Genomic DNA, 25,124 nt, shown 5'->3' on the forward strand with positions numbered 1-25,124 from the left:
TCATTCTCCAAGCTGGCGCTTCATCAGGAACTGGACGAACTCGAAATCGAGCTCCGAGTCGATATCGATCGAGCGCTCCTCCGGCATCACATACAGCCTGGTATCAGGGTTGAAAATCGTGTCGGTACCGAACAGCACCGGACGGCGCCACACGTAGATCGACGCATTCATGTCGTAGCACGGCGGCGCATCCTGGCGGCGCGCGAACGCGACCGCCGGGCGCTTGGAAAGCGCCACGCTGCCGTCCTGCGCCACCTCCACCAGGTTGAAGTAGGGCGAACGCCGTGCCGGCATGGCGGTAATCACATTGCCGGCGCCACTGGCCTCGAGCAGTTCCACCGCATTGCGAATGTCCTCGGCGCTGCGCAGCGGCGACGTCGCGTCAAGGTCGACGTAGGTATCAAAACGCATGCCGAGCGCGCGCTCCGCGGCTTCGGCCGCGTGGCGGATCGCCGGCAGCTTTGCCGCCGTGTCTGTCGCCAGTTCGGCCGGGCGATCGATCAACAAATCGGCGCCGTGCTGCCTGGCTGCCTCGAGGATGCCGGCCGAGTCACTGCTTACCACGACCGCGTTGAACAAGCCGCTAGCCTTGGCCTGTTCGATGCTATAGGCGATCAGCGGCTTTCCATGCATCAGGCGCAGGTTCTTGCCGAGGACGCCCTTGGAGCCCCCGCGGGCGCAAATCGTACAAATCCGGTTCACTTGTCTATCCACTTTCGGTGTTGAGCCGCCGCGCAGGCGGCATCGATCAATATCACTGTGTCCAGGCCCTGCTCGAGGGAACACACCACGTCGGGCTGCCGGCCCATCACCGCGGCATGCATGGCGCGGTACGTCTCATTGCGCTCGACCGCGATCGCTTCCACTTTGCCATCCACCGCGATGGTTCCATTGACCAGGTCCGCGCGCAGCGTATGCCGATCCGTATTGATCGTGATGACCCGCTGCGGCACCCTTTCCAGGTAATTCAGGTGCACCGACACCGAGCGGCAGCGCGGGGTAGTGATCAACAGCGAAAACACGTCGTCGCTGTCGATTTCGAGCGCGCTGAAGTGCCCTCCCATGGCGGTCACGCTGCACCAGCCGCCCAGCATCCAGGTGATGTAGTCGAGCTCATGGCTCAGGTCCCGCAGCACCCCCCCGCCGCGCTGCGCGCTGGCCGAATAGCAGTGCCGGTAGTCGGTGCCGGGACGCCAGTCGGGCAGATACTGGCCGACCTGGGCATGGACCGACACCACACGTTCACCCTCCAGCATGCTCTTGAGCCGCTTGAGCACTGGATGAAACCTCAGGTTATACGCGACGCCTGCAAAGCTGAAAGAATGCGCGGGCAGGCCGCTGGCGGCTGAAAACAAGGGCTTCTCGACCAGCACCACGCCCCGGTAATCCAGATCGGCCAGTTGTGCCAGCGTTGGTGCGTGCCCGGACGTCTCGTTGGCCACCACCACGTAGTCGGGCGCGTGCGCGCGCAACGCCGTCTCAAGGTCGGCGAACACGGGCCGTTCGGCTGCCGCACGCCGGCTGACCAACGCGACCTCCGTACCGAGCTCCTCGAGAAGAGCGGCATGCCGCGTCCCGATCGAGCCGTAACCAATCACCAGTGTGCGCATCAGCGGCTACCCGGCCTGCGCGCCGATCCCGCGCCGTTCATTGGAACACCTCGAAAAAGTCGACGTTCGCGCGTTCATAGTCAGGCAGGTGGCCGATGTCGAGCCAGTAGCCGTTGACCGGGTGCGAATGAATCGCGAAGCGCTCCCGGATCAGCAAGTCGAACAGCGTGGGCATGTCGAAGAACTGATCGGACGGAACCATCTCGAGCACGCGCGGCGACAGCACGTAGGTGCCGGCGCTGACCAGGAAGTGCTGCACGGGCTTTTCCTCGATCGCGTCGACCAGGCCGTCGTTCGAGCGCACTACCCCGAACGGCACGCGCATCTCGAAGTTGCGCACCGCCATGGTCGCATCGGCGCCGCGTTCGACGTGACGGTCGAGCATGTGGCCATAATTTTCCTTTGTCAGCAGGTCGGCGTTGGTGACGAGGATCGGCGCGCTCGGGCGCTCGGGCAGCAGGCTCAGCGCGCCCGCAGTTCCGAGGCGCTGCTTTTCGTGGAGGTAGTCGATCTCGACCCCGAATTCGCTGCCATCGCCGAAGTGAGCAATGATTTGCTCAGCCTTGAAGTTGACGGCGAAGTAGAACTTGTGGAAGCCCTGGTCTGCGTAGTGGCGCACGATCGTCTCGAGCAGCGGGCGCGAGCCGACCTTGAGCATGGGCTTGGGCGTGTCTCGCGTGAGCTCGGCAAGACGGCTTCCCAGGCCGCCGGCCATGATGACGACCCAGTTCTCGCGCTTCGGCGCGGTCAGGTAGTCAGCGACGGTGGTCAGCCCGGCCACGCGGCCGTCGGCATCAACCAGCGGGATCTGGTGCACGCCCAGTTGGCGCATCCGCGACAAGGCTTCCAGGCGATCCTCGCTGTCACGGACCGTGGTCGGGTTCACGTGCATTGCCGCGACCACCTTGTCCTCCAGCTTCAATCCCTTGAGCAGGCCACGTCGCACGTCGCCATCGCTCAGCGTACCCAGCAAGAAGCGGTCCCGATCGACGACGAGCGCCATCTGGCAACCGACCTGCTCGATCACTCGCAGCGCGTCGTGCAGGGTGGCGTCCGGCCCGACCAGGGCTTTTTCCCAATTCTTCATTTTTATTCAACTCCGTACAAATTCAGCCGCGCCTTCACGCGCGGCTGCGAACTCAAGCCGATCTGTTGCGCCAGCCCTCGCGGGCGGCGGCTGTGGACCGCACAACTTCGAAATCTCCGCGACGCCGCGGTTACAGACAGCGGTCAAGTGGAGCCGCGACAAGCCGGTCCGCAGGCGTCATCGCCAAAGGCGCCGCCGCAGGAGGCCGCATCAGCGTCCGGGCCGCGCGCTCCCTTTCGCGCCCAGCACCAGCGCGCCCTCGTCAACATCGCTCACCACGAGTGCCCCGGCGCCGATCACCGCGCGCACGCCGATGCGCACGCCCTGGATGAGCGTCGCGCCAGCGCCGACAAATGCGTGGTCGCCCACATGCACGCCGCCGCACAGCACGGCGCCCGGCGCGATATGCACGTGGGCGCCGACCGCGCAGTCGTGATCGACACTGGCGCGTGTGTTCACCACCGTGTTGGCGCCCAACCGCGCTCCTGGCTGGACGATCGCGCCTGCCATCACCTGCGCGCCTTCTTCCAGCACAACCCCAGGCGCCACCCATGCCATCGGGTGGACCAGCGGCGGGAAACCGAATCCCTTGGCCCGCGCGGCGGCGAAAACCTGCTCGCGCAGCGAGCTGCGCGGCAACTGGCCGACGCCGTTGACGAGGCTTACCGCGCCAGGGTCGAGCCGGTCCAGGGCGTCGTCGGCCCCCAGCACGGGAACGCCGAACCACTCGCGGATGCCGCCCGCGGCCAACGCCGGGTCGCACACGCCGGCAACCGGCAGTGCGGCAGCCTGCGCCAACGCCAGCAGGACTTTTCCATGTCCACCGCCGCCCAGCAGGACCAATGGCCTGACCCCGTTCATGTGCCGATCAGGTCGCCGCGGCAGTAGGCGCGCGCACTACGCGATCCCACCAGCGACCACAGCTCCGACGCCGGCAGGCCTTGGCCGCTGCGCGCCGTCGTCAGGTCATCGCGGGTGAGGACGGCGCCGGCGGCGATGTCGCGCGCGGCCACCACCTGCTGACGCGCCGCCTTGCGCGTATTCCACTCGCTCGCATGCGGCGCCTTGCATCCGTCGCCGAACGCGATCTCCAGGCTGCGCACGTCGGCAACCATCTGCTTGAGTTCACCCGGTTCGAGCGACGCAGCATGGTCAGGGCCCGGCAGGTTGCGGTCGAGCGTGAAATGCTTTTCGATGAGCCTGGCGCCGCGTGCCACCGCGGCCACCGGGATCAGGATCCCCTGGGTGTGGTCGGAATAGCCGACCGCCAGGCCGAACGCCGCAGCCAGCCTGTCCATCGCGCGCAGGTTCACTTCGCCCAAGGGCGTCGGGTATTGCGAGGTGCAGTGCAGCAGCGTCACATGCCCTTCCAAGCGCTGGCGCTGCCGCGGATCGCTCCAGCCGCGCCACACCTCGTCCATGTCGCGCGGCTCGCTTTCGTTGGCAAGCGCATGGGCGACCACGGCCAAGCCCTGCTCGACCTCGGACAGGGTGGCCATGCCGGTTGAGATCACCAGGGGTTTGCCGGTGCGCGCGAACTGCCACAGCAACGGCGCGTTGGTCAGTTCGCCCGACGGCACCTTGAAGAACGGCATGTCCAACTCCGAGGCCAGGAAATGCAGGCTGTCGCTGTCGAAGGCGGTCGAGATGAACTCGACGCCGCGCTGCCTGCAATGGGCCTGCAGTTCGAAATGCCATGCGCGCGGCAGTTCCAGCTTCTTGAGCATTTCGCGCTGGCTTTCGATCGCATCCGTGGTCTTTTTCTGGTACTCGGCCTTGCCAACGGTCTTCGAGGCCAGTTTGGCGGCGTCGAAGGTCTGGAACTTGACCGCGTCCGCGCCCGCATCGGCGGCCGCATCGACCAGCGCGAACGCGAGGTCGCGCTGGCCGTTATGATTGACGCCCGCTTCGGCGATGATATAAACAGCGTCTCGGCTCATCGTATTTCTTTCAAAATCATGAATGCTTCAGCGGCCATGACACCGGCCTGGCTGCCGCGCAGCATCGCCTGGGCCCGGATGCACTCCGCGCTGCGCGGGAACGGGAACTGCCCCATTTCGCCGTCAAACATGCGCATGATCTCCAACTTCTTGTCCAGGGTCGCCGTAACGTCGCAGAACAGGTTCGGACGAAAGCCGGGGTCGTCCGGACGCAAGCCGAACTCCGTTTCGGACAGCGTCTCGTAGCAATAGACTTGCTTGACGCTGGGGTAACGGAAGCTCTTCGTGCAGGAGACCGCCGCGTCGAAGACAGCGCCGTGGTCGCTGTGCACGTCATTGCGGTACGGGATGTACAGCGTATGCGGCTGCACCGATCCAACCACCCTGGCCACGGCCCCGACCAGGTCGCCCTTGGCGACTTCGTCCAGACGGGTGGTCGGAAAACCGGCCAGGTGCACTTGCGCGAAGCCATACGCAGCGGCGACCTGTTCTATTTCGCGGCGACGGCTTTCCACCCGCTGGGCGGAAAAGCCCTGCGCTTGCGAAATCCCGGTCATGATCAGCCAGTGCACGGTATCGCCACCCTGGACGTGGCGCAGCAAGGTCGCGCCGCATCCGAGCGTCTCGTCGTCAGGATGCGGGGCGATGCAAAGGACGGTCTTAGGGGCGTTGGATGACATGCAACGGATCCTCTGTCTTGTGCAGCAGGCTTGAAAAATCCACGGTCTTGAGCAAATGCGCAGCCGCCTCAGAGCTGTAGCCGTCGCCGTATGGATTGGCGAGGCCCGCCAGCATCGACTGGAACTGGCTGCTGCGGGCCGTCTGAATTGCAGTGGCAACGCTGGCCTTGTCGCCGTCCGTAAACAGCACGTTGGCGCCGCACAAGCGACCACGCTGGCGCGCGCCGACGTTAATCGCCGGGATTTTCAAGCTCGCGGCTTCGAGCAAGCCTGCTGACGAATTGCCAACAATAATTTTCGCGGCGCGGAACAGGTTGACGAATTCCGCACGCGACAGGTTCTTGTACAGGGTGACCTGCTCTTGCCGCGCGAGCTGCTCGAGCGCGGTGAGCAGCGCAAAATTCCCTGGGTCCGTGTTCGGTGCGCCCAGGCAGACGTGATAGCCGGCCTCGATCAGCGCTTGCGCCGCATTGGTCAGGTAACTGGCCGCACAGTCGGCCTCGGCACCGATCGGGTGGAAGATCAGGATAGCCAGCGGCGATTCGAGCGCATGCTGCTTCGCACCGATCTTGTCGAGGATCCGGGTGACGTCGAGCGCGGGCTCGAGCCGGAATTTGTCGAGCGCCACGCTGCCGATCACGAACACGCGCTGTTCCGCCTCCCCCAGTGCCAGCAGCCTTTGCTTGTGTTCCGGAATGCTCACGAAATGCGCGGACGACAGCTTGGACGTAGCGTGCCGTACGGGGTTGTCGATGTGGCCATCGGCAGCGTGGTCGCCAGCGAAGAAATGGGCAGTCGGAATGCCGAGGAAACCGCCAATCATGGCGCCGATCAGCACGTCCTCACGGTCGCCGGCGTAGACGATCACGTCCGGGGCAAACTGGCGAACCAGGTCGACGCTGCCGGACAACAGGCCGGAGGCGGTCTTCAGCCGCGACGACGGGCTGTCGGCGCTGATCAGGGTTTCGACCTCGGCAAGGACATGAAAGCCGTCCGCGCGGATGTGGCGAACCGTCATGCCGTGGCTCGGCGACAGGTGCGCGCCGGACACCAGCAAGCGCAGGTCGACCTCCGAATCGCGGTGAAGCAATTCGTAGACCCGGCTCATCAGGTCGTACTCGGAGCGGATGGAGGTTAGTGCAAGTATGCGCCGCATACGTCAGAACACATCGGATAGGCACATCTGCCGTTTGATCCCGGCGGGGTCGAACTGCCCGGCCAGCGACAGACCGCCAAACTGATAGTCAAACACCTTGTTTTCCTGGAAGCGGCCGAAATCGTGCGGCAGTAGCAGGTTGATGCCAGCATCGTCCGGCAGCTGGCGCAGGGCATCGACCGACGCGAAATACATCAGGTCAATGCCGCCGTCGAATCGCTTGTACACCAGTCCGTTTTCACAAATGTAATCGCACCCCGGCTTGGCCGTTCGCCATTGCCGCGTGCGCTCATCTTCCAGGTCCAGGCGATAGCCCCCGTGGCTCTCGAACCGGTTCAGCACGGCCGGGTCGAGCAGTTCGGCCTTGGTGACCCTGGCGACGTAGTCGGGTTCCGGCAAGACCCAGCCCAGCTTCTTGCGAAAGCCGGGGGTCGACATCGCGTTCGGGAAGCCCATGACGAAATCGACGCCCTGCGCGATGGCCGCCTCATAGGTCACGCCGGCGAGCTTGACGAACAAGCCGTGCTGGCGATGGCTGGCCGCCACCATCGTCGTCATCGACAGGTAAGCATTGAGGATCCGGCCAGACCCGGACAGCGGCATCGGCACCATGGCGTAATGCCCCACCAGCCTGTCGCCGTCGTAGCACAGCGATACGAACGGCTGGCCGTTCGGATTGTCGATGTAGGCCCAGTGCCAAAGCGCCAGTGACAAGCGGGCGCCGAAACACTCCAGGAACAGCGTCTCGATGTCGAGCTTGTGTTGCAACAGCTGCGCTTTGTCGTCGATCGTCAGAATCTTCATGCTTGCATCCCGGTCGGAGAACTCGGCAGATTGACCACGCGATCATCAAGCCACTGGGCGATGCTCAAGTCACCGTGCCGGCAGTGCGCAAACGCGGGCAACTGATTCATCAGGCGCCAGATCGGGCGGGTCATCACGCCGCGGTCGTTGGTTGCCTTCAGCAGCGCGTCGCGCTCGGCGCGGTCCTGGCAAATCACCGCGTTGAGCCAGTAATTCGAACGTGCCCCTTCCGGTTCGCGCACAAACTGCAGGCTGCCGCCTTTGAGCATCGCTTCATAGCGGCTGGCGAGGGCGCGCTTGTCCTGGACGAATTGTTCCAGCTGCTCCATCTGGGCGCAGCCCAGCGCCGCGTTCAGATTAGGCAGGCGATAGTTGTAGCCCACCTCATCATGAACGTATTCGTATGGATGCGGCTGCTTTGCGGTGGTGGTAAGGTGCTTGGCACGCGCGCCCAGCGCGCCGTCCGCCAGAATCATGCCACCGCCGCCCGTGGTGATGATCTTGTTGCCGTTAAAACTCAGGGTGCCGACTGCGCCGAAGGTGCCGGTATGGCGTTGCCGGTACAGGCTTCCGAGCGATTCGGCTGCGTCCTCCACCAGTGCCACGCCCCAGCGACGGCACACCTCCACCAGCCGCTCGATCTCGACCGGATGTCCGAACGTATGCATGGGGACGCACGCGCGCACGATCTTGTTGTCGGCGCGGCTGCGGCACAGCCCGTCGTCATCGACGAATGCATGTTCCTCGAGCCAGTTGTCCAGTGCGCGCGGCGACAACCCCAGGGTCGCGCGGTCGACATCGATGAAGACCGGCTCGGCACCCAGGTAGGAAATGGCATTGCAGGTGGCCACGAAGGTCAGCGGCTGGCTGATCACCAGGTCGCCGGGCTGCACGCCCACCAGGCGCAAGGCGACGTGCAGCGCGGCGGTGCCGTTCACCGTCGCCACTGCCCGCGCGCTGCCCGTGTATTGCGCCACCTGGTTCTCGAAACGGTCCACGAATGCGCCCACGCTCGACACGAACGTCGAGTCGATCGTCTCCAGCACATACTCGCGCTCGCGGCCGCGAAAGACGGGCGCGTGCAGTGGAATGAACTCGTCGGATTGGTATTCGTCGCGGACGAACTGGATGAGTGCGTCAAACATGGGCGCTCAGACGTTGTAGATATCGGTTTTGTACTTGGCCAGGTTCTCCGGCTTGAGGAACCACTCGATGGTCGACTGCAACCCATCGCGGATGCTGTACTGCGGTTCGAAGCCGGTAAGCTGGCGGATCTTGCTGTTGTCGCACCAGAGACGGAACACTTCGGATTTGCCCGGTCGCAAACGCTGCTCATCGGTGACGAACTGGACATCGGAGTTCATCAGCTCGCGGATCAGGTTCAGCGTGTCACCCACCGAGATCTCGTAGTTCGACCCGATGTTCACCGTCTCCCCGACGGCTTGGTCGCACTTGGCAAGCTCGAGGAAGCCACGGCAGGTGTCGGTCACGTAGTTGAAGTCGCGGGTCGGCGTCACGTCGCCCAGCTTGATTTCGCGCTTGCCGCTTGCGATCTGGCCGATGATGGTCGGGATCACGGCACGCGCGGACTGGCGCGGGCCATAGGTGTTGAACGGGCGGGCGATCGTCACCGCCAGCTTGAAGCTGTTATAGAAACTCATCGCCATCGCGTCGGCACCGATCTTTGAGGCGCTGTAGGGCGACTGCGGCTGCAACGGGTGCTTTTCGTCGATGGGCACATACTGCGCGGTGCCGTACACTTCGCTGGTCGATGTGTGTATGACGCGCCGCACGCCGTTCTCGAGTGCAGCCTGGCATATGTTCAACGTGCCCTTCACGTTCGTGTCGACGTAGCTGTCGGGGGCCACGTACGAATACGGGATGGCGATCAAGGCGGCGAGGTGGAAGACGGTGTCGACGCCCTTGGTAATGTTCTTGCAGAAGTGAGGGTCGCGCACGTCGCCGCTGACCACCTCGATCTCGTTGCGGCAGCTGACATCCTCAAGCCACCCCCAGTTGTTGAACGAATTATATTGGGAGAGCGCACGAACCTTGTAGCCCTCCTTCGCCATCAGCTCGACCAGGTGCGAACCGATGAAACCGTCCGCGCCAGTAATCAGAATTGCTTTATCCATCTTGTCGAAAGAGCTCTTAAATTTAAAATAGGCCGCACCGGAACGATCAAGCGCCGCGCAACGCGCTCTTGAGCTTCTTCAGCTTTTCCGCACGACCCGGATACTTCAGGGCCAGGTCGCGGAACTCGACCACGAAGGCCCACGCAATGGCGGCGCACATGGCCAGAACGGTCGCGACGAACACGAGCGCTGCACGCTTGGGCTTGAACTTTCGCTCCGGCTCGATTGCGGGATCGAGGACCTGGATCACGGACGGGTCCTTCGCTTCGTCCATTCGCGCGACCTCGTACTGCTTGGCGAGCACTTCATAGAGCATCTGCTGGTACTTCAGGTCGCGCAGAAGCTTGATGTTGGCCAGCCCGCCGTCCTTGTCGGTATCCCCGCGATCGGCACCACGACCGTTCTCCAGCTTCGCCAGCTCGGTGCGCAAGCCATTGAGTTCCTCTTCCACCCTTCGATAATCGGGGTTGGTGTTGGTCACAAAGGCGCGCATGGACGTCAACTGGATCTCTTTCGCCGAGACCTGCGCCTTCAGCCGCGCCACCGTCTCAAGAATCGCGCGGCTCTCGCTGTCGACGCTGATGACGCCATGGCTTTCCATCGTCCGCTTCAATGCGGCCTCGGCTTTCGCCAGATTGTCCTTGGTCGCTTCGAGCTGATGCTCGTAAAACAGGCGCCGCTGCGCCGCATCGGTCACCGCCAGCGTCTTCATCAGCCGGAACAACTCGCCCACATATGCGTTAGCCATCGGCGCGACGAGTTTCTTGTTCTCATCCTCCACTTCGATCAGGATTAACCCGTCCTTGCCAGAGCTGATCGTGGTATTGGTTTCCAGACGCTTGCGCGCGATCTCCTGGGAGTCGGTCGCGTAAACCTTCTTCAGGTCAAACTGGGCGATCAGCCTGTCGGCGATCGTGCGGCTCCTCAACATGCCGACATAGAGGTCGTTGGGGTTTTTCAGGCCGGCCGCCACCGCGGCGCCGCCGCCCGCCAGGCCGCCCAACTGCGACAGCAATGCGGCGGCACTGGACTGGGTCTGCTGCGGCGGCAGCAACCGGGTCGATGCAAGGTAAACATTCGGCAGGACGAAACTGATGCCGAGGGAAATAACGGCTGCGGCGACGGTTAGCGCGGCAATCGCTTTCTTGTGCTTTGCAAGGGCGATCAACAGATCGATCATCCCGATCTCGTCGGTGCCGGGTGCTGGAGCTTGTTCGCGCTCCAAATTCTCGCTTTGACTCATTGCTCTGTTCGGATCTGTTTTGGCCAACGTGTGTTTGTCGATGATGCGTGCTTATTCGCGCCTGGTCAGTTGCGCAACGTCTTGATCGCTGCCGCGCCCAAACCGAAGTTCGCAAAAATCTGCGCCCACTCCCGGGTACCCTGCATGAACTTGGTCCACCGGGTTTCTTTGTCGATCTTTTGCGGGATCACAATGCTGTCGCCCGGCATCACCTCCAGGCCACCGATACCACCGAAGAACCACCCTTTCGATTCGGCAGATACGACGGTCCCGTCGACACGCATGACGAAGACGTTATCGGTATCCGCATCGGGCGTCATGCCGGCCACTTTGAGGTAATCGCTCACGCGAGCATTCGGACGCCACAAGGGCGAAGCCTCGACGTTCACCGCGCCGAAGACGTGGACGAATGCGGGCCTTGCCGGCACCACCAGACGGTCGCCATTCTCAAGCTTCAATTGCGGCAGGCGGGCAAACGAGCGCTCCGACGGCTCCAACCCGAACGCAATGCGACCGGTCGCTTTCATTCGCCGGAAGCGCGAGAGCGTTTCTCTGGCCACGTCCATCTCACCCTGACGTTGCGTTTGAAGCGCAGCCATGTCGGCTCCTGAAAGCGCGCGCGCGTTAGCCAGGCCTGACGCCTGCTCCCTGCGCATTTGGGCCTCGAGCTTGTCCGCCGCGCGTTCGAGGTTGGCCTGCTGTTCACGGCGCGCCGCTTCCCGATAGAACTCCGTACCAAACAGGTAGGCGTTCGACGTGGGACCGCCGGCTTTGGCCAGCAAGGTCTGCACCGTGTCCCCTGCCGTCAGCTGATACACACCCGGAACCTTGACTTCGCCTTCGACGCGCACGAACACTCGGCGCTTATCCATCGGCACCGCAACGTCGTACTGCGAGAAAATAGTGACCGTGTCGCCAGGCTGAAGCTGCACGTTATCCGGACCACTCGGATTACTGAACACGTTACCGAGGTTGAATGGAATCAGGGTGACACTCAGGTCGCTGCGGTTGACGCGCTCGATGACAGCGTAATCCCAGTTGATCGGATCGAGCAGCCCGCCGATCCGGCCGGCGATCGAACTCTCGCTCTCGTTGGTCGCCTTCTCATTGTTTCCGGTTGCGATCACATTGTTCTGGCGCTTGACCGAGGAACGTGTAATCAGGTATTCGCGGTTCGGAATGAGATCGCCCACACGCATACCCATTTTGAAAGGTGCGCGCACGGGCTGGTCCACGTTCCCGCGCAAGACGACTGCATTGGCGAAATCAGGAGTGATGGAGGTGACGTTGAGGACATCGCCGTTCTTCAACGAGCGCTTGAGGCCTTGGCCATCCAGGGCGAACTCCTCGACCGTTCGCGGATGGCTCTTTCCTGCATCGATGCGCTCGAGGAAAGCACGGCGCGGATCCGCCACAACGGGCAGTCCGCCCGCAACGTCCAGCAATGACTCGATGGTGTCGCTGCCGGTCTTGAGCTCATACACGGCTGGCGCATTGACTTTCCCAACCAACGCCACGTATCCGCCAGCGGGCGGGATATAGATGGTGTCGCCGTCCAGCAGCTTGATATCAGCCGACTTGTCGCCCTTTGCAATAAACGAGTACAGGTCAAGCTCGGCAGCCACTTTGCCCGCGCGCTTGACCTGGACGTGGCGCATCGAGCCGTTCGCGCCCGGGCCGCCGCTTGCAAACAAGGCCGTCACCAGCGTCGACAGGCTGGACACGGTGTAAGTACCCGGACGGAGCGCCTGGCCAACGACGTAGACCGTAATGGCACGCAGCTGGCCAAACGTCACGTTCACGGTCACCCCCTTGTACAGCTTGGCGACCGCATTTCGCACCACGGTTTCGACATCTCCCGCTTTCACACCGGCGAGCACAATGGTGCCGATGGTCGGCAGCGAGATGGTCCCGTTTCGGTCAATCGTCGCCCGGTAATCGATATCGATCGTTCCCCAGCCACGAATCAGCAGTTGGTCCCCCGGCCCCAACGGATAGTCGGAAGGCAGCGGTGCGTTCGCAATAGGCGCGAAGGTCGATGGCGCGTTGGCAAAGAATTCTGCACCGAAGATCGGAAGGGATTGCCCGGTGTTCTCGGCAATGAACTTCTGGAATTCGCTGGTACCGGATTCGGGAGCGCGGTTGGCAACCGTTTGTGCCACTGCCGCAGCTGTGCTCGCGGCCGAGTCAGCGGTGCTTCCATTGGTGATTGTTATCTTATGCGTGGCCTGTCCCGGAGCCACCTCACCGACCGACGATGTGGCCTCCTGGCCGAACAGGTCGGACTTGAAGTCGGTCTTTTCTTGGGCCGATGCAACGGCACAGGCGGCCAGAGCTAAAGCCGCGAAACTGATTTTGATCTTAGGCATTGAATAATGGGAGGAGGATCAAGCGTGCATAGTTCAGCCCGCTATGTTACCCGATAGGCTTGCGAAGGGGAAATTTTGGGGGAGCTTTAGTTTCGAAAGCCCCTCACATGGGGTAAGTTTCGGCACATTTACCACAGGCTGGCATGAATGGCTTGCATAAAAAACTTATTCCTTGCCAGTGTTGCCACGATCTCCTAAGCGACTGATTTTTAACGAAACTTCAAGAAACGGGACGCGAGTAGTTTCTAACAAATGTTCATTTATTGGAAGTCAATTGTTCTTCCGCCATTCTTATCTTTTAATCGCATGAGTTACATTTGGTGAGAATATGCCGGATGCGCTCGTCTATTTGCATGCGAGCCGGGCAAAAGTTAGCAAGCAGGCAGTCAGCCACAGGTTTTAGCAACCCTTGTGATGCTGAGGTTACGCGCTGCTGCGGCGGCAAGACACCCCTCTTGAGCGCGTGGGTTGCAGGGATCGCGGTGGTATCGAGCGTCGCCAGAGCGGTGGGAACTCGGCTGCCGGATCCACTAGCGGAAATGGAAATCGCGCGCCGGCGTCAAAGGAACCAGGTCACGCAACATGAACTTGGCCACCTTCCGTTGTGACATCGATGGCTCAAGGCCGGGCTATTCTTCTGCAGGTTGAACGCGTGGGCAGAATCTGCCCACCCTACATCAGCTACGCCAGCGGCATTCGCGGCAGTCAAGGGACCAGCAGGTCCAGCTGCGACTGGTCCAGGTAGCACCACTGGCCTTCCTTGATGCCGAGCGAGTCCAGTGTCAGCCCGCCGATCTGCGAGCGGTGCAGCGCCGTGCAGTGGTTGCCGGCCGCCGCCAGCATGCGCTTGACCTGGTGATACTTGCCCTGCTCCAGCACGATCTCGAGCTGGTGCTCGCCCCGCTGCACGCAGGTAACGGCCGCCAGCGGCGCCGGCTCATCGTGCAGCTGCACCCCGGCCAGCAGCTGTTCAACCAGCGCCGGCGTTACCGGCTCGGCCGTGGTGGCCTGGTACACCTTGGGCACGTGCCGCTTCGGCGACGATTGGGCATGAATGAAGGCGCCGTCGTCGGACATCAGCAGCAAACCGGTGGTGTCGTGGTCGAGTCGCCCGACCGGCTGGACCTCGCGCCAGGTGAACTGCTCCGGCAGCAGGGTCAGCACGGCCGGGTGGTGGCTCGGCTTGCGCGAGCATTCGTAGCCTGCGGGTTTGTTGAGGGCGATATAGAGCCGCTCGCGGTACGGCCAATCCTCGTCGAACACGGTCAGCACCAGGCCGTCGGTCTCGACCACCGCCTTGTAGTTGTCTTCCACCTCGCCATTGATCGCGACGTCGCCGTCTTCGATCAGCGCGCGGCAATACTTTCTGCTGCCGAAGCCCTGCGATTGCAGGATCCGGTCAAGGGATAATTTGCTCATGGGGCGAGACTGTAACAGAACGGCCGCACTCCCGAAAGTGATAAAAATGGCAAGAATAGGCTGAGTTCGTGTCTTGCACTCGTTTGATTTATCTCAAGCATCAGAATCTTCCTATTGATACACTGAAATTCAAGTAGGAATCGGACTAACGGTGTGTGCCTTTGACTACTCATCGTTAGGATTTCAGTCAACCCCAACAATAAGAGGACCAAGATGCAAACTGTGAAGGATCAGCAATCAAACGTCGAAGAACGCAAGACTATTGCTCGTGAACAGTCTGCCTTGTTTCCCACCCGGCTCGCGCTGGCCCGCTGGATGAGCGGCGCGGATCTCCCCCACCTTCACCATGCCCACCCACCGCTGCGGGCGGCATGGCTGGCCCAGGCCCAGCGCGACTTCCAGGCGTGGCTGGACGGGGGCGGCTTTGTTCAGCACGATGGTGCGGCGAATGAACCCAAGGCTTCCCCGGATGGGCATTCGGCCGAAACCTGGGCCATTTGAGTATATCCTGGTGCTATCTCGGCTGTTTCGTTCTATCTTCGTGCAGGTTCAGCATGGATCCCGGCGTTCGCCGGGATGACGGTTTTGGGGCAAACGACTGGCGGTCAGGCAGCGTTGTTGCAAGCGCGGCATGGGTCCCCGCCTTCGCGGGGACGACGGTGCTTGGGTATCAGGCAAGTTCCTGCGAGGCCATGCGCGAGTGACCATGGCGCCCCCCCAGCAATCCACCTTTCCCCTGAAACGAAAACGACGGCTTGCGCCGTCGTTTTCTATTCCCCGAGGGAATTTTGCTGAGGAATTGAATTCTCTCGATCCGCACCGCACGGGGTGCGTCCTGTAGTCCGTTTCCGAAACGGATGAGAAGAGGCTGAGGTTCTGTTTCGTCTCCTTGAAAGGCCTACACCTCTAAATATAGAACGGGTGCACAAACTTTCAAGGGGATATTGATAAACCTCAGCGAACTTTCGGAACGGCGCCGTGGTAAATGGACTGGACCGCCCCGCTGCCGACCGACGCGCCGAACTTCTTCAGCACCCGCTCGGGCAGGCCTTCGCGCGAGGTGTAGTCCACGATGTCCTCGGCCTTGACGATGTCGCGCGCCACCGTGTCCACCGTGCCGAAGCCATCGGCCAGGCCCATCTCGACGGCCTTGGCGCCGGTCCAGTACAGGCCGGAGAAGATCTCGGGGGTCTCCTTCAGGCGCTTGCCACGGCCGGCGCGCACCACGTCGATGAATTGCTGGTGAATCTCGTCGAGCATTTCCTGGGCGTGTGCTTTCTGCTTGTCCGACTGCGGGCTGAACGGGTCGAGGAAGCCCTTGTTCGCCCCGGCCGTCAGCAGGCGGCGCTCCACGCCCAGCTTTTCCATGGCGCCGGTGAAGCCGAAGCCGTCCATCAGCACGCCCACCGAGCCGACGATGCTGGCCTTGTTAACATAGATCTTGTCGGCCGCCGCCGCGATGTAATACCCGCCCGAGGCACAGATCTCGTCCACCACCACGTACAGCGGCTTGTTCGGGTAGCCCTTCTTGAGGCGATTGATCTCGTCCACGATGATGCCGGCCTGCACCGGGCTGCCGCCGGGGCTGTTGACACGCAGGACAACGGCTGCCGAGCCGGCGTCGGCAAACGCCTTGTCCAGCGAGGGCACCACGTTGTCGGCCGAGCCGCTGCCGTCGGTGTCGATGGTACCGTCGATTTCGATCAGCGCGGTGTGGCGGCCGAGCGACTCGACGTCTGCCCCACCCAGGTCGAAATAGGTCCAGATGGCAAACACCGCCAGCGCCAGGACGCTCAGGCGGAAAAAGATGCTCCAGCGGCGCGCCGCGCGCTGCTCCTTGATCGTGGCGAAGACCAGCTTTTCGAGCGTGTCGCGCTCCCAGTTGGCAATGCTTGGCTCCTTGGCCAGCCGGCTGTCGTTGGGATTGTCCTTGCTGATGTCGTCGCTCATAACTTGTTCGTTCTATTCAGGTGGCACTGCTTGCCTGGCAGCTGCACTCGTAGGGGGCGTTCAGCTGCCGATGCCCCGGGGCAGGTACGCGCTGGTTGGACGCGTGGGAGGGGGACCCGCCCACCCTACGCGGGTTTCCGCAGTCGCCTGTCCCCGCGTGGGCACAAGTGCCCACCCTACGTTACGGTCCTGGCGGCCGGATGTGCTCGTCCGGCTGCCAGTAAATCTTGTTGTCCACTTCGCGCACCGGGATCGGCCGCAAGCGCCCTCCGGTACACGGCCCGCCCATGCAGCGCCCGCTGTCCGGCTGGTAGATTGCCCCGTGCGTCGAGCACATCAGGTACAGCCCGCTCGACTCGAAGAACTCGCCTTGAAACCAGTCAAGCTCGATCGGCACGTGCGCGCAGCGGTTCAGGTAGGCGTACGGCTGGCCGCCGTAGCGCACCACGAAGCCGGTCGCCGCGTCGCCAAACGCCACCACCGGAAAGCGCACGCCCTTGCCGCCCTCCTCCACCGCCGCGGAATCGCAGATCAGCACTTCTTCCATCACGCGTTCTCGTGCAGCCACTGGTGCAGCTCGGCCACGGTCTTGGCCGAGAACGCCGGCTTGCATGCCTCTAATTGATGCACCGGATGGGCGCCGTACTCGACCGCCACGCCGACCGCGCCGGCATTGCTTGCCATAAGCAAATCATGCGTGGTGTCGCCGATCATAACGGTCCGGCGCAGGTCCTGCCCCAATTCCCTGGTGAGCTCCTGCAACATTGCCGGATGGGGCTTCGAAAATGTCTCGTCCGCGCAACGGGTAGCGTCGAACATCGACAACAGGCCAACCGCATTCAATGCCCGGTTCAGGCCGACCCGGCTCTTGCCGGTGGCCACCGCGAGGAAGTAGCCGGCCTGCGACAACTCCGTCAGCATGTCGCGAACGCCGTCGAACAGGACGAGTTCGTGATCCTTCGTCAGGTAATGGTAGCGATAACGCTCCACCAGTTTCGGGTACAGGGCGGGATCGATGTCCGGCACCACCGATTGCATCGCCTCGGCCAGCCGCAGGCCGATCACCTGCGACGCAGCCTGGTCGCTGGGTGGCCTGACGCCGATATCCTTGGCGGCCGACTGGATGCACTTGACGATGGTGGCCGTGCTGTCCATCAGCGTGCCGTCCCAGTCGAAAACGATCAGGTCGAATTTTTGTCTTGGCATGTCTCCTGGCTGATCGCAGCCAGCTCCTCTTTATATTATGTAATGGTAGGTGGGTTTTGTGACCATGCGACAAACGCGTGGGTGCGGACCCTGGCAGCTCTTGTAGGGTGGGCAGCTTGTCTGCCCACGCGTTCAATCACAGCAAGCACCGTTTGGACGCGTGGGCAGGGAGAGGCTGGGCAGTGCCCAGCCGAGCGCCCACCCTACGGGACCATGTCCACCCTACGTCTTCGCTTGCCCCAAGCTTACCAAGAAACGCTCGCACTCTGGCGGCAAGGGCGCTTTCAGGGTGATTTCCTTGCCCGAATCGGGGTGCGTGAACGTGATCTGGTGCGCGTGCAGGAACATCCTGCGCAGCGGCCCGTGGTCTTCCCCCGCCTTTTGCAGCGCGCGGTTGAGCGCAAAATCGCCGTACTTGTCGTCACCCAGGATCGGAAAGCCGCTGGACGCCAGGTGAACACGGATCTGGTGCGTCCGGCCGGTCTTCAGCTCCGCCTCCAGCAACGCGAACCGCTCCCACTTGCGCAGCAGCGTAAACACGGTGTGCGACTCCATCCCGCCCGCCTGCACCACCACGCGGCGCTCGCCGTCCGGGGTCGTGAACTTGTGCAGCGGAAGCTTGACGTGCTGCCGCTTGTTGCGCCAGTCACCATACACGGCAGCAAGATAACGCTTGTCTGTAAGGCCTTCGCGCATCTGCTCGTGCAAATTGGTCAGGGCCGAACGCTTCTTCGCCAGCAGCAATAATCCCGACGTTTCGCGGTCGAGCCGGTGTACCAGCTCCAAAAACTTCGCCTCCGGCCGCGCCGCGCGCAGCTGCTCGATGACGCCGTACGACACGCCCGAGCCGCCGTGCACGGCCACGCCGGCCGGCTTGTCGATCACGAGCAGGTGGCTGTCCTCGAACAGGATCGCGAATTCGGCCCCCGGTACCGGCGCCGCCGCGCTGCGCTCGGCCAGCCGCACCGGCGGGATGCGCACCACGTCGCCTTCGACCAGCCGGTACAGCTGATCGATACGACCTTTGTTCACGCGCACTTCGCCGGAGCGCAGGATGCGGTAAACATGGCTCTTGGGGACGCCTTTGCAGACGCGCAGCAGGTAGTTGTCAATACGCTGCCCCGCCTCTTCCTCGGTAATTGTCACCAGCCGCACTTGTTGCGCTGCCTGCGATGAAGGGGGAACAACAGCATTTTGCGCCTTCGTTTCCTCTGTCTTCCCAGAAATTCTCTTTAAGTCCTTCATTTTGAATATATAATCGACAGGCGGCGGTCAAACCTCTGCTGGTGTAAGAATTAAAACGATATTTTACACAGGGGCGTCCCCGTCGGCCCCGCAAAAAATGCACTCGATGGGGAAATAACTGTACGCACATTCCTGCGCGAACTTGGGTTGCACCGCAGTTGCAGCCGGGCAGCGCGCCAGGGATGCCGGATTGGATTGTTTGGAAATTAAGGATAAGTACCGGCAAGCCGCCCCCCGGTGGCTCGCTGGTTGATGGCGTCGATAACGCTTGCCGTTTTCGCCCGACCCGATGTAGGCCTCATCCAGAAGGCTCGTGAATAAAGGCTGATTCTATCGCCTGTTTCGAAGTCTTGGTGTTCGCTGGCTACGGTTTGGCTGGTTTTAGCACATCGCCCCGGCTTCTGGCCGTGCCGCCCACAGGGCCGCATGCAGGAGCTGCAGGTTGCGCACAGTGCGCTCGGCAATAACGATTGATGTCCATCCGCGCCCTGTTGCGGGCGGCGACGCGTTGCGTCGCCTCGCCGCAGGAGTAGGGCATACTCACCCTCCGACACTCCCCTCCCCGCGTGCTTCCTTGTACTTTTGCCGCCCTTTGGCAAGGCGGCCTGGAACGGCCTACGGGTCGCGGAGTTTATAAAAATGAAACGCATGTTGTTTAATGCTACCCAGCAGGAGGAGCTGCGCGTAGCAATCGTCGATGGCCAGAAGCTGATCGACATCGATATCGAAACGGCTGGCCGCGAACAGCGCAAGTCCAACATCTACAAGGGTGTCATCACCCGCATCGAGCCCTCGCTCGAGGCCTGCTTCGTCAGCTATGGCGAAGAGCGCCACGGCTTCCTGCCGTTCAAGGAAGTGGCCCGCTCGTACTTCCGCGAAGGCGTGGACGTGCGCAACGCCACCATCAAGGAAGCCCTGCGCGAAGGCCAGGAAATCATGGTGCAGGTCGAAAAAGAAGAGCGCGGCAACAAGGGCGCGGCCCTGACCTCGTTCATCTCGCTGGCCGGCCGCTACCTGGTGCTCATGCCCAACAACCCGCGCGGCGGCGGCGTGTCGCGCCGCGTGGAAGGCGAAGAGCGCCAGGAACTGCGCGAAACCATGGACAAGCTCGACCTGCCGCAGGGCATGTCGGTGATCGCCCGCACCGCCGGCATCGGCCGCAATGTCGAAGAGCTGCAGTGGGACCTGAACTACCTGATGCAGCTGTGGCGCGCAATCGAAGGCGCCGGCAAGTCGGCCCCGGGCGCGTTCCTGATCTACCAGGAAAGCTCGCTGGTGATCCGCGCGATCCGCGACTACTTCCAGCCGGACATCGGCGAGATCCTGATCGACACCGACGAGATCTACGACCAGGCGCACCAGTTCATGAGCCACGTGATGCCCGACATGGTGCACCGCGTGAAGCGTTACAGCGACGACGTGCCGCTGTTCTCGCGTTTCCAGATCGAACACCAGATCGAAACCGCGTACTCGCGCACGGTGCCCCTGCCTTCGGGCGGCGCGATCGTCATCGACCACACCGAAGCGCTGGTGTCCATCGACGTCAACTCGGCGCGCGCCACGCGCGGCTCGGACATCGAGACCACCGCCTTCAACACCAATTGCGAAGCGGCCGATGAAGTGGCGCGCCAGCTGCGCCTGCGCGACCTGGGCGGCCTGATCGTGATCGACTTCATCGACATGGAAGTGGCCAAGAACCAGCGCGAAGTGGAACAGCGCCTGAAGGACGCGCTGCACCACGACCGTGCACGCGTGCAGATGGGCAAAATCTCGCGCTTCGGCCTGATGGAACTGTCGCGCCAGCGCCTGCGCCCGTCGCTGTCCGAAGGCTCGCACGTGACCTGCCCGCGCTGCTCCGGCACCGGCCACATCCGCGACACCGAGTCGTCCGCCCTGCAGGTCCTGCGCATCATCCAGGAAGAGGCGATGAAGGAGAACTCGGCGACCATCCACGTGCAGGTGCCGGTCGACGTGGCCGCGTTCCTGCTCAACGAAAAACGCGGCGAAGTGCTCAAGATCGAGAACCGCCACCGCATCGCCGTCATCCTGATCCCGAACAAGCACCTGGAAACGCCGCACTACAAGCTCGAGCGCATCAAGCACGATGACCCGCGCCTGGAAGAAGCGGCAGCCAGCTACACCCTGGCCGAAACCGCCGAAACCGACATGGGCTTCTCCAAGCGCCAGAAGGAAGAAGCGCGTCCGCGCCAGGAAGCCGTGGTCAAGACCATCACCCCGGCCCAGCCGGCCCCGATGGTGGACCGCACCGAAGCGGCCAAGCCGGCCGCCGCCCCGGCAAGCGCGCCCGCACCGGTCGCCGCCGCGCCGGCCGAAGCCGGCTTCTTTGCGCGCCTGCGCAACTTCTTCTTTGGCGGCCCGGCACCGGTGGCACCTGCTCCCGCGCCCGCGGCCCCGGCCAAGCCGGCCGCGGCAGCTGCCGGCGAGCGTGGCGAACGCGGCGGCCGTGGCCAGCGCGGCCGCAGCCGTAACGGCAAGGGTGGGCGCGAGCGCGAGGAGCGCGAACCGGTCGCCAAGGCACCGCAGGACGAATCGGCCAAGGCAACTGAAGCAGCGGAAGCCAAGGGCGGCCGCCAGCGCCAGCAACGCCAGTCGCGTGAACCGCGCGAGACCGCCGAGCTGCAGGCAGCCGCAGCAGCGCCGCGCGCCGAGCGTGGCGAGCGTCCGGAACGTGGTGAGCGCGCCGAACGCGGCGAGCGCGGCCAGCGCCCGCAACGCGCACGCGGCGAACGCTTCCCGGCAGTCGAGGCCAAGGCCGAGGAGCCGAACGAAGTCCAGAACGCCATCCCGGTCGAGGAGATTGAAACCGCAAGCGCCCCGCATGGTGACGAGCTCGAGCATGCAGTGAATGTGGCCGCTGCCGGCCCGGCCGGCGAGGGTGAAGCGGGTGGTGACGAGCCGCGCCGCCGCCGCCGTCGTGGTGGCCGCAACCGCAACCGCCGCGAGCGCGAGCAGGCCGAAGGCGTCGAAGGCGCCGAGGAGGAAGCAACGCCGGCATTCGCCCCGGTTGCCGACGAGGAAGCCGCCAAGGTGCAGGCCGAGGCAAAGCGCGCAAAGCCGGCAGCACAGGCCCGCGCCGCAGCCAGCGAACCGTGGCCATTCCCGACGGCAGCATCGATGGCAGCCAAGGCCGCTCCTGCCGCGGCCGCCCCGGCAGCCCCGGCCAAGGCGGCTGGCGTGCCGCAGCCGAGCGCGACGACCTGGTTCTTCCCGACCGCCGCGCTGATGGGTGTGAAACCGGCGGCTCCGGCTGCCCCCGCACCGGCTGCTGTCGCACCAGCTGCCCCGGCTGAACAGGCACCCGCCGTGCAGCCGAGCGCACCGGTTGAGCAACCCGCCGCACCGGTTGTGCAAGCCGTGGCGCAGCCCAAGCCCGCCGAGCCCGTCGTTGTGAGCGCGCCGGCCGTAGCGGTTGCGCCCGCGCCTGTGGCAGATCTCAATCAACTGTTGAGCGCTGCCGGCCTGCAGCTGGCCGCGACCGATCCGGAGAAGCTGAAAGCCGCGCAGGAGGCTGCCGCCCAGGTACCACCGCCGGCTCCGGTGCGCCGCACCCGCCGCCAGGCCCCGCCCCCGGTCGACGAGCCGCTGATCCAGGTGGACACCCGCCAGTAAGCGGTAAGTAAAAAAGGGAAGCCGCGTGCTTCCCTTTTTCTTGCCACGCGGCTGTTAATTTTTTGTAGGGTGGGCTCTCGAGCCCACGCGGCGATACGCGGCCGTGGCCCGTCGTACCGTTGATTGATGTCGTGTGAGAAACGCGTGGGCACAAGTGCCCACCCTACGAGTCAAAGTGCACGAACATGAACACGCACGCGAGTATCCGTAGAAGCGGGCAACCCAACCCGCCGGCGCCCCAGCCCGTTACGCTCCGCCAAGCCTTCTGGTACTGGCTCAAGCTCGGCTTCATCAGCTTTGGCGGCCCGGCCGGCCAGATCGCGCTGATGCACACCGAGCTAGTGGAACGCCGCCGCTGGATCTCCGAGCGCCGCTTCCTGCACGCCCTCAACTACTGCATGCTGCTGCCGGGCCCCGAGGCCACCCAGCTGGCCATCTACATCGGCTGGCTGCTGCACCGCACGGCTGGCGGCATCATCGCCGGCGCCCTGTTCGTGCTGCCCTCGCTTGCGATCCTGATCGCGCTGTCGTGGATCTACATGGCGTTCGGCCACGTCCCTGCCGTCGCCGGCGTCATGTACGGCATCAAGCCGGCCGTGGTCGCCATCGTGCTGGCCGCGGCCTGGCGCATCGGCAGCCGCACCATCAAGAACGCCGTACTCGCGGCGATCGCCCTGGCCGCCTTCGTCTCGATCGCCGTGCTGCGCATGCCCTTCCCGCTGATCGTGCTGGGCGCGGCGCTGGCCGGTTTTGCCGGGGCGCGCCTGTCGCCACAGCGGTTCGACCTCGGTGGCGCCCATCCCGGCAACGCCACGTCATATGGCCCTGCCCTGATCGACGACGACACGCCCACGCCCGCACATGCCCTCTTCAGCTGGCGCCGCCTGGCCACCGTCGTGCTGGCCGGCGCCGCGCTGGCAATGTCCGCGTGGCTGCTGCTGGCCTGGCTGTTCGGCGTCCACAGTCCGCTGGCGCAGATGGGCTGGTTCTTCACCAAGGCCGCGCTCATGACGTTCGGCGGTGCCTACGCGGTGCTGCCCTACGTGGTGCAAGGCGCGGTGGACCATTACGGCTGGCTCTCCGCGCCCCAGATGATCGACGGCCTGGCGCTCGGCGAAACCACACCCGGGCCGTTGATCATGATTGTGGCCTTCGTCGGCTTCGTCGGCGGCTGGACCCATGCGCTGTTCGGGCCGGCCGCCCTGCCCGCCGCTGGCGCGGCAGGCGCGGCGGTGGCCACGCTGTTCACGTTCATACCGTCGTTCGTGTTCATCCTCGCCGGCGGCCCGGTGGTCGAGTCCACCCGTGGCAACCTGCACCTGACCGCCCCGCTGACCGCGATCTCGGCGGCGGTGGTCGGCGTGATCGCCAGCTTGGCCGTGTTCTTCGGCGGGCAAGTGTTCTTCGCCGGCGGTCAGCTCCAGCCGGCCGCCATCGTCATCGGCCTGGCCGCCTGCATCGCCCTTTTCCGCTACAAAATCGGTACCATCCCGCTGATCGCCGCCTGTGCCGTGGCGGGCCTCGTGCTATCGTATTGGCATGGCTGAAAAAATCATCATGCTGAACGATACGCGGACCGGTTCCCTGCCTGTCCCTGCCGTTCTCCAGGCGCCCACCGGCCGCGTGGACGATGCCCTCGCGCGCCCGCTGCACGACCTGCGCATCAGCGTCACCGACCGCTGCAACTTCCGCTGCGTGTACTGCATGCCCAAGGAAGTGTTCGACAAGGACTACCCTTACCTGCCGCACGCATCGCTGCTCTCGTTCGAAGAGATCACGCGCGTGGCGCGGCTGTTCGTCGAGCACGGCGTGGAAAAGCTGCGCCTGACCGGTGGCGAACCGCTGCTGCGCAAGGACATCGAACGCCTGGTCGGCATGCTGCGCGACCTGCGCACGCCATCCGGCCGCCCGCTCGACCTGACCCTGACCACCAACGGCTCGCTGCTGGCCCGCAAGGCGCGCGCGCTCAAGGACGCAGGCCTGGACCGCGTCACCGTGTCACTCGACGCGCTCGACGACGCCACCTTCCGCCGCATGAACGACGTTGACTTTGCCGTGACCGACGTCCTCGACGGCATCGAGGCCGCGCACGCCGCCGGGCTGGGACCGATCAAGGTCAACATGGTGGTCAAGCGCGGCATGAACGACGCCCAGATCCTGCCGATGGCGCGCCACTTCAAGGCCACGCCGTTCATCCTGCGCTTCATCGAGTTCATGGACGTGGGCGCATCGAACGGCTGGAACATGGATGACGTGGTGCCATCGCGCGAGATCGCCAGCCGCATCGGCGCCGAGATGCCGCTCGAACCGGTCGAACCCAACTACCACGGCGAGACCGCCACGCGCTGGCGTTACCTGGACGGCAGCGGCGAGATTGGCCTCATTTCAAGCGTCACCCAGGCCTTCTGCCGCGACTGCACCCGCATCCGGCTGTCCACCGAAGGACAGCTGTACACCTGCCTGTTCGCCACCCGCGGCCACGACCTGCGCGCGCTCCTGCGCGACGGCCGCAGCGACCTCGAGATGTCCAACGCGATCGCCCAGCTGTGGCGCGCGCGCGCGGACCGCTATTCCGAGACCCGCACCATCCATACTGCTACCCTGCGCGGCGGCGCGCAAAAAGTCGAAATGTCCTACATCGGCGGATAAC

21 protein-coding genes are annotated in these 25,124 nt (G+C 63.8%); 4 read left to right on the plus strand and 17 right to left on the minus strand.

The window, feature by feature from the left end; translation table 11 throughout:
* From NX774_RS05830 to NX774_RS05890, 13 genes are all read right to left on the minus strand, one after another.
* Positions 1–702, minus strand: a complete 702-nt coding sequence (locus tag NX774_RS05830) for an acylneuraminate cytidylyltransferase family protein (RefSeq protein WP_258821209.1) — start codon at positions 700–702, stop codon at positions 1–3.
* Entirely contained in the window at positions 699–1,610 is a 912-nt protein-coding gene (locus NX774_RS05835; RefSeq protein WP_258821210.1) for a Gfo/Idh/MocA family protein, read from the minus strand. The genes NX774_RS05830 and NX774_RS05835 overlap by 4 nt, the downstream gene beginning before the upstream one ends.
* Before the next feature lie 37 nt (positions 1,611–1,647).
* On the minus strand, positions 1,648–2,697 hold the full coding sequence (locus NX774_RS05840) for a nucleotidyltransferase family protein (protein WP_258821211.1): 1,050 nt from the start codon (positions 2,695–2,697) through the stop codon (positions 1,648–1,650).
* Between the two features lie 210 nt (positions 2,698–2,907).
* Positions 2,908–3,558, minus strand: coding sequence for an acetyltransferase (locus NX774_RS05845; protein WP_258821212.1), 651 nt, complete (start codon positions 3,556–3,558; stop codon positions 2,908–2,910).
* Complete coding sequence (gene neuB / locus NX774_RS05850) at positions 3,555–4,637, minus strand: N-acetylneuraminate synthase (protein ID WP_258821213.1); 1,083 nt, start codon at positions 4,635–4,637, stop codon at positions 3,555–3,557. The genes NX774_RS05845 and neuB overlap by 4 nt, the downstream gene beginning before the upstream one ends.
* Complete coding sequence (locus NX774_RS05855; RefSeq protein WP_258821214.1) at positions 4,634–5,317, minus strand: PIG-L deacetylase family protein; 684 nt, start codon at positions 5,315–5,317, stop codon at positions 4,634–4,636. Before NX774_RS05855 ends, neuB begins: the two co-directional genes overlap by 4 nt.
* Positions 5,298–6,473 carry a UDP-N-acetylglucosamine 2-epimerase gene (gene neuC, locus NX774_RS05860; protein WP_258821215.1) on the minus strand — a complete coding sequence of 392 codons (1,176 nt, stop codon included), beginning with the start codon at positions 6,471–6,473 and terminating at the stop codon, positions 5,298–5,300. The genes NX774_RS05855 and neuC overlap by 20 nt, the downstream gene beginning before the upstream one ends.
* 3 nt (positions 6,474–6,476) lie before the next feature.
* A complete protein-coding gene (locus NX774_RS05865) occupies positions 6,477–7,277 on the minus strand; it encodes a GNAT family N-acetyltransferase (protein ID WP_258821216.1) in 801 nt (266 codons plus the stop codon).
* Positions 7,274–8,422: a LegC family aminotransferase gene (locus NX774_RS05870; protein ID WP_258821217.1), complete on the minus strand. Its 1,149-nt coding sequence runs from the start codon at positions 8,420–8,422 to the stop codon at positions 7,274–7,276. Before NX774_RS05870 ends, NX774_RS05865 begins: the two co-directional genes overlap by 4 nt.
* Positions 8,423–8,428: 6 nt before the next feature.
* Complete coding sequence (locus NX774_RS05875; protein ID WP_258821218.1) at positions 8,429–9,412, minus strand: NAD-dependent 4,6-dehydratase LegB; 984 nt, start codon at positions 9,410–9,412, stop codon at positions 8,429–8,431.
* Positions 9,413–9,458: 46 nt separating this feature from the next.
* Positions 9,459–10,655: a Wzz/FepE/Etk N-terminal domain-containing protein gene (locus tag NX774_RS05880; protein ID WP_258821219.1), complete on the minus strand. Its 1,197-nt coding sequence runs from the start codon at positions 10,653–10,655 to the stop codon at positions 9,459–9,461.
* A 65-nt stretch (positions 10,656–10,720) separates the two neighbouring features.
* Positions 10,721–13,024, minus strand: a complete 2,304-nt coding sequence (locus NX774_RS05885) for an SLBB domain-containing protein (RefSeq protein ID WP_258821220.1) — start codon at positions 13,022–13,024, stop codon at positions 10,721–10,723.
* A 705-nt stretch (positions 13,025–13,729) separates the two neighbouring features.
* Positions 13,730–14,443, minus strand: a complete 714-nt coding sequence (locus NX774_RS05890) for a pseudouridine synthase (protein ID WP_258821221.1) — start codon at positions 14,441–14,443, stop codon at positions 13,730–13,732.
* Positions 14,444–14,656: 213 nt separating this feature from the next.
* Here NX774_RS05890 and NX774_RS05895 point away from each other — a divergent pair, with 213 nt between their 5' ends.
* The gene (locus NX774_RS05895; RefSeq protein WP_258821222.1) at positions 14,657–14,944 is read left to right on the plus strand and encodes a hypothetical protein; all 288 of its coding nucleotides are present in this window, start codon (positions 14,657–14,659) and stop codon (positions 14,942–14,944) included.
* A gap of 453 nt (positions 14,945–15,397) precedes the next feature.
* On the opposite strand, the gene NX774_RS05900 is transcribed toward NX774_RS05895, so the two are convergent.
* The 4 genes from NX774_RS05900 to NX774_RS05915 form a co-directional block, all read right to left on the minus strand.
* The gene (locus tag NX774_RS05900) at positions 15,398–16,393 is read right to left on the minus strand and encodes a S49 family peptidase (protein WP_258821223.1); all 996 of its coding nucleotides are present in this window, start codon (positions 16,391–16,393) and stop codon (positions 15,398–15,400) included.
* Between the two features lie 181 nt (positions 16,394–16,574).
* On the minus strand, positions 16,575–16,940 hold the full coding sequence (locus tag NX774_RS05905; RefSeq protein WP_258821224.1) for a Rieske (2Fe-2S) protein: 366 nt from the start codon (positions 16,938–16,940) through the stop codon (positions 16,575–16,577).
* On the minus strand, positions 16,940–17,599 hold the full coding sequence (locus tag NX774_RS05910; protein ID WP_258821225.1) for an HAD-IIIA family hydrolase: 660 nt from the start codon (positions 17,597–17,599) through the stop codon (positions 16,940–16,942). Before NX774_RS05910 ends, NX774_RS05905 begins: the two co-directional genes overlap by 1 nt.
* A gap of 222 nt (positions 17,600–17,821) precedes the next feature.
* The gene (locus NX774_RS05915) at positions 17,822–18,844 is read right to left on the minus strand and encodes an RluA family pseudouridine synthase (RefSeq protein WP_258821226.1); all 1,023 of its coding nucleotides are present in this window, start codon (positions 18,842–18,844) and stop codon (positions 17,822–17,824) included.
* A gap of 639 nt (positions 18,845–19,483) precedes the next feature.
* Here NX774_RS05915 and NX774_RS05920 point away from each other — a divergent pair.
* The 3 genes from NX774_RS05920 (at position 19,484) to moaA (ending at position 25,123) form a co-directional block, all read left to right on the plus strand.
* Positions 19,484–22,474 carry an Rne/Rng family ribonuclease gene (locus NX774_RS05920; protein ID WP_258821227.1) on the plus strand — a complete coding sequence of 997 codons (2,991 nt, stop codon included), beginning with the start codon at positions 19,484–19,486 and terminating at the stop codon, positions 22,472–22,474.
* Between the two features lie 185 nt (positions 22,475–22,659).
* Positions 22,660–24,021 carry a chromate efflux transporter gene (gene chrA / locus NX774_RS05925; protein WP_258821228.1) on the plus strand — a complete coding sequence of 454 codons (1,362 nt, stop codon included), beginning with the start codon at positions 22,660–22,662 and terminating at the stop codon, positions 24,019–24,021.
* Positions 24,014–25,123, plus strand: a complete 1,110-nt coding sequence (gene moaA, locus NX774_RS05930; protein WP_258821229.1) for a GTP 3',8-cyclase MoaA — start codon at positions 24,014–24,016, stop codon at positions 25,121–25,123. The genes chrA and moaA overlap by 8 nt, the downstream gene beginning before the upstream one ends.
* The last annotated feature ends 1 nt before the right edge of the window (position 25,124 follow it).

The sequence above is a fragment of the Massilia agilis genome (assembly GCF_024756255.1).
Taxonomy (GTDB): domain Bacteria; phylum Pseudomonadota; class Gammaproteobacteria; order Burkholderiales; family Burkholderiaceae_D; genus Telluria; species Telluria agilis.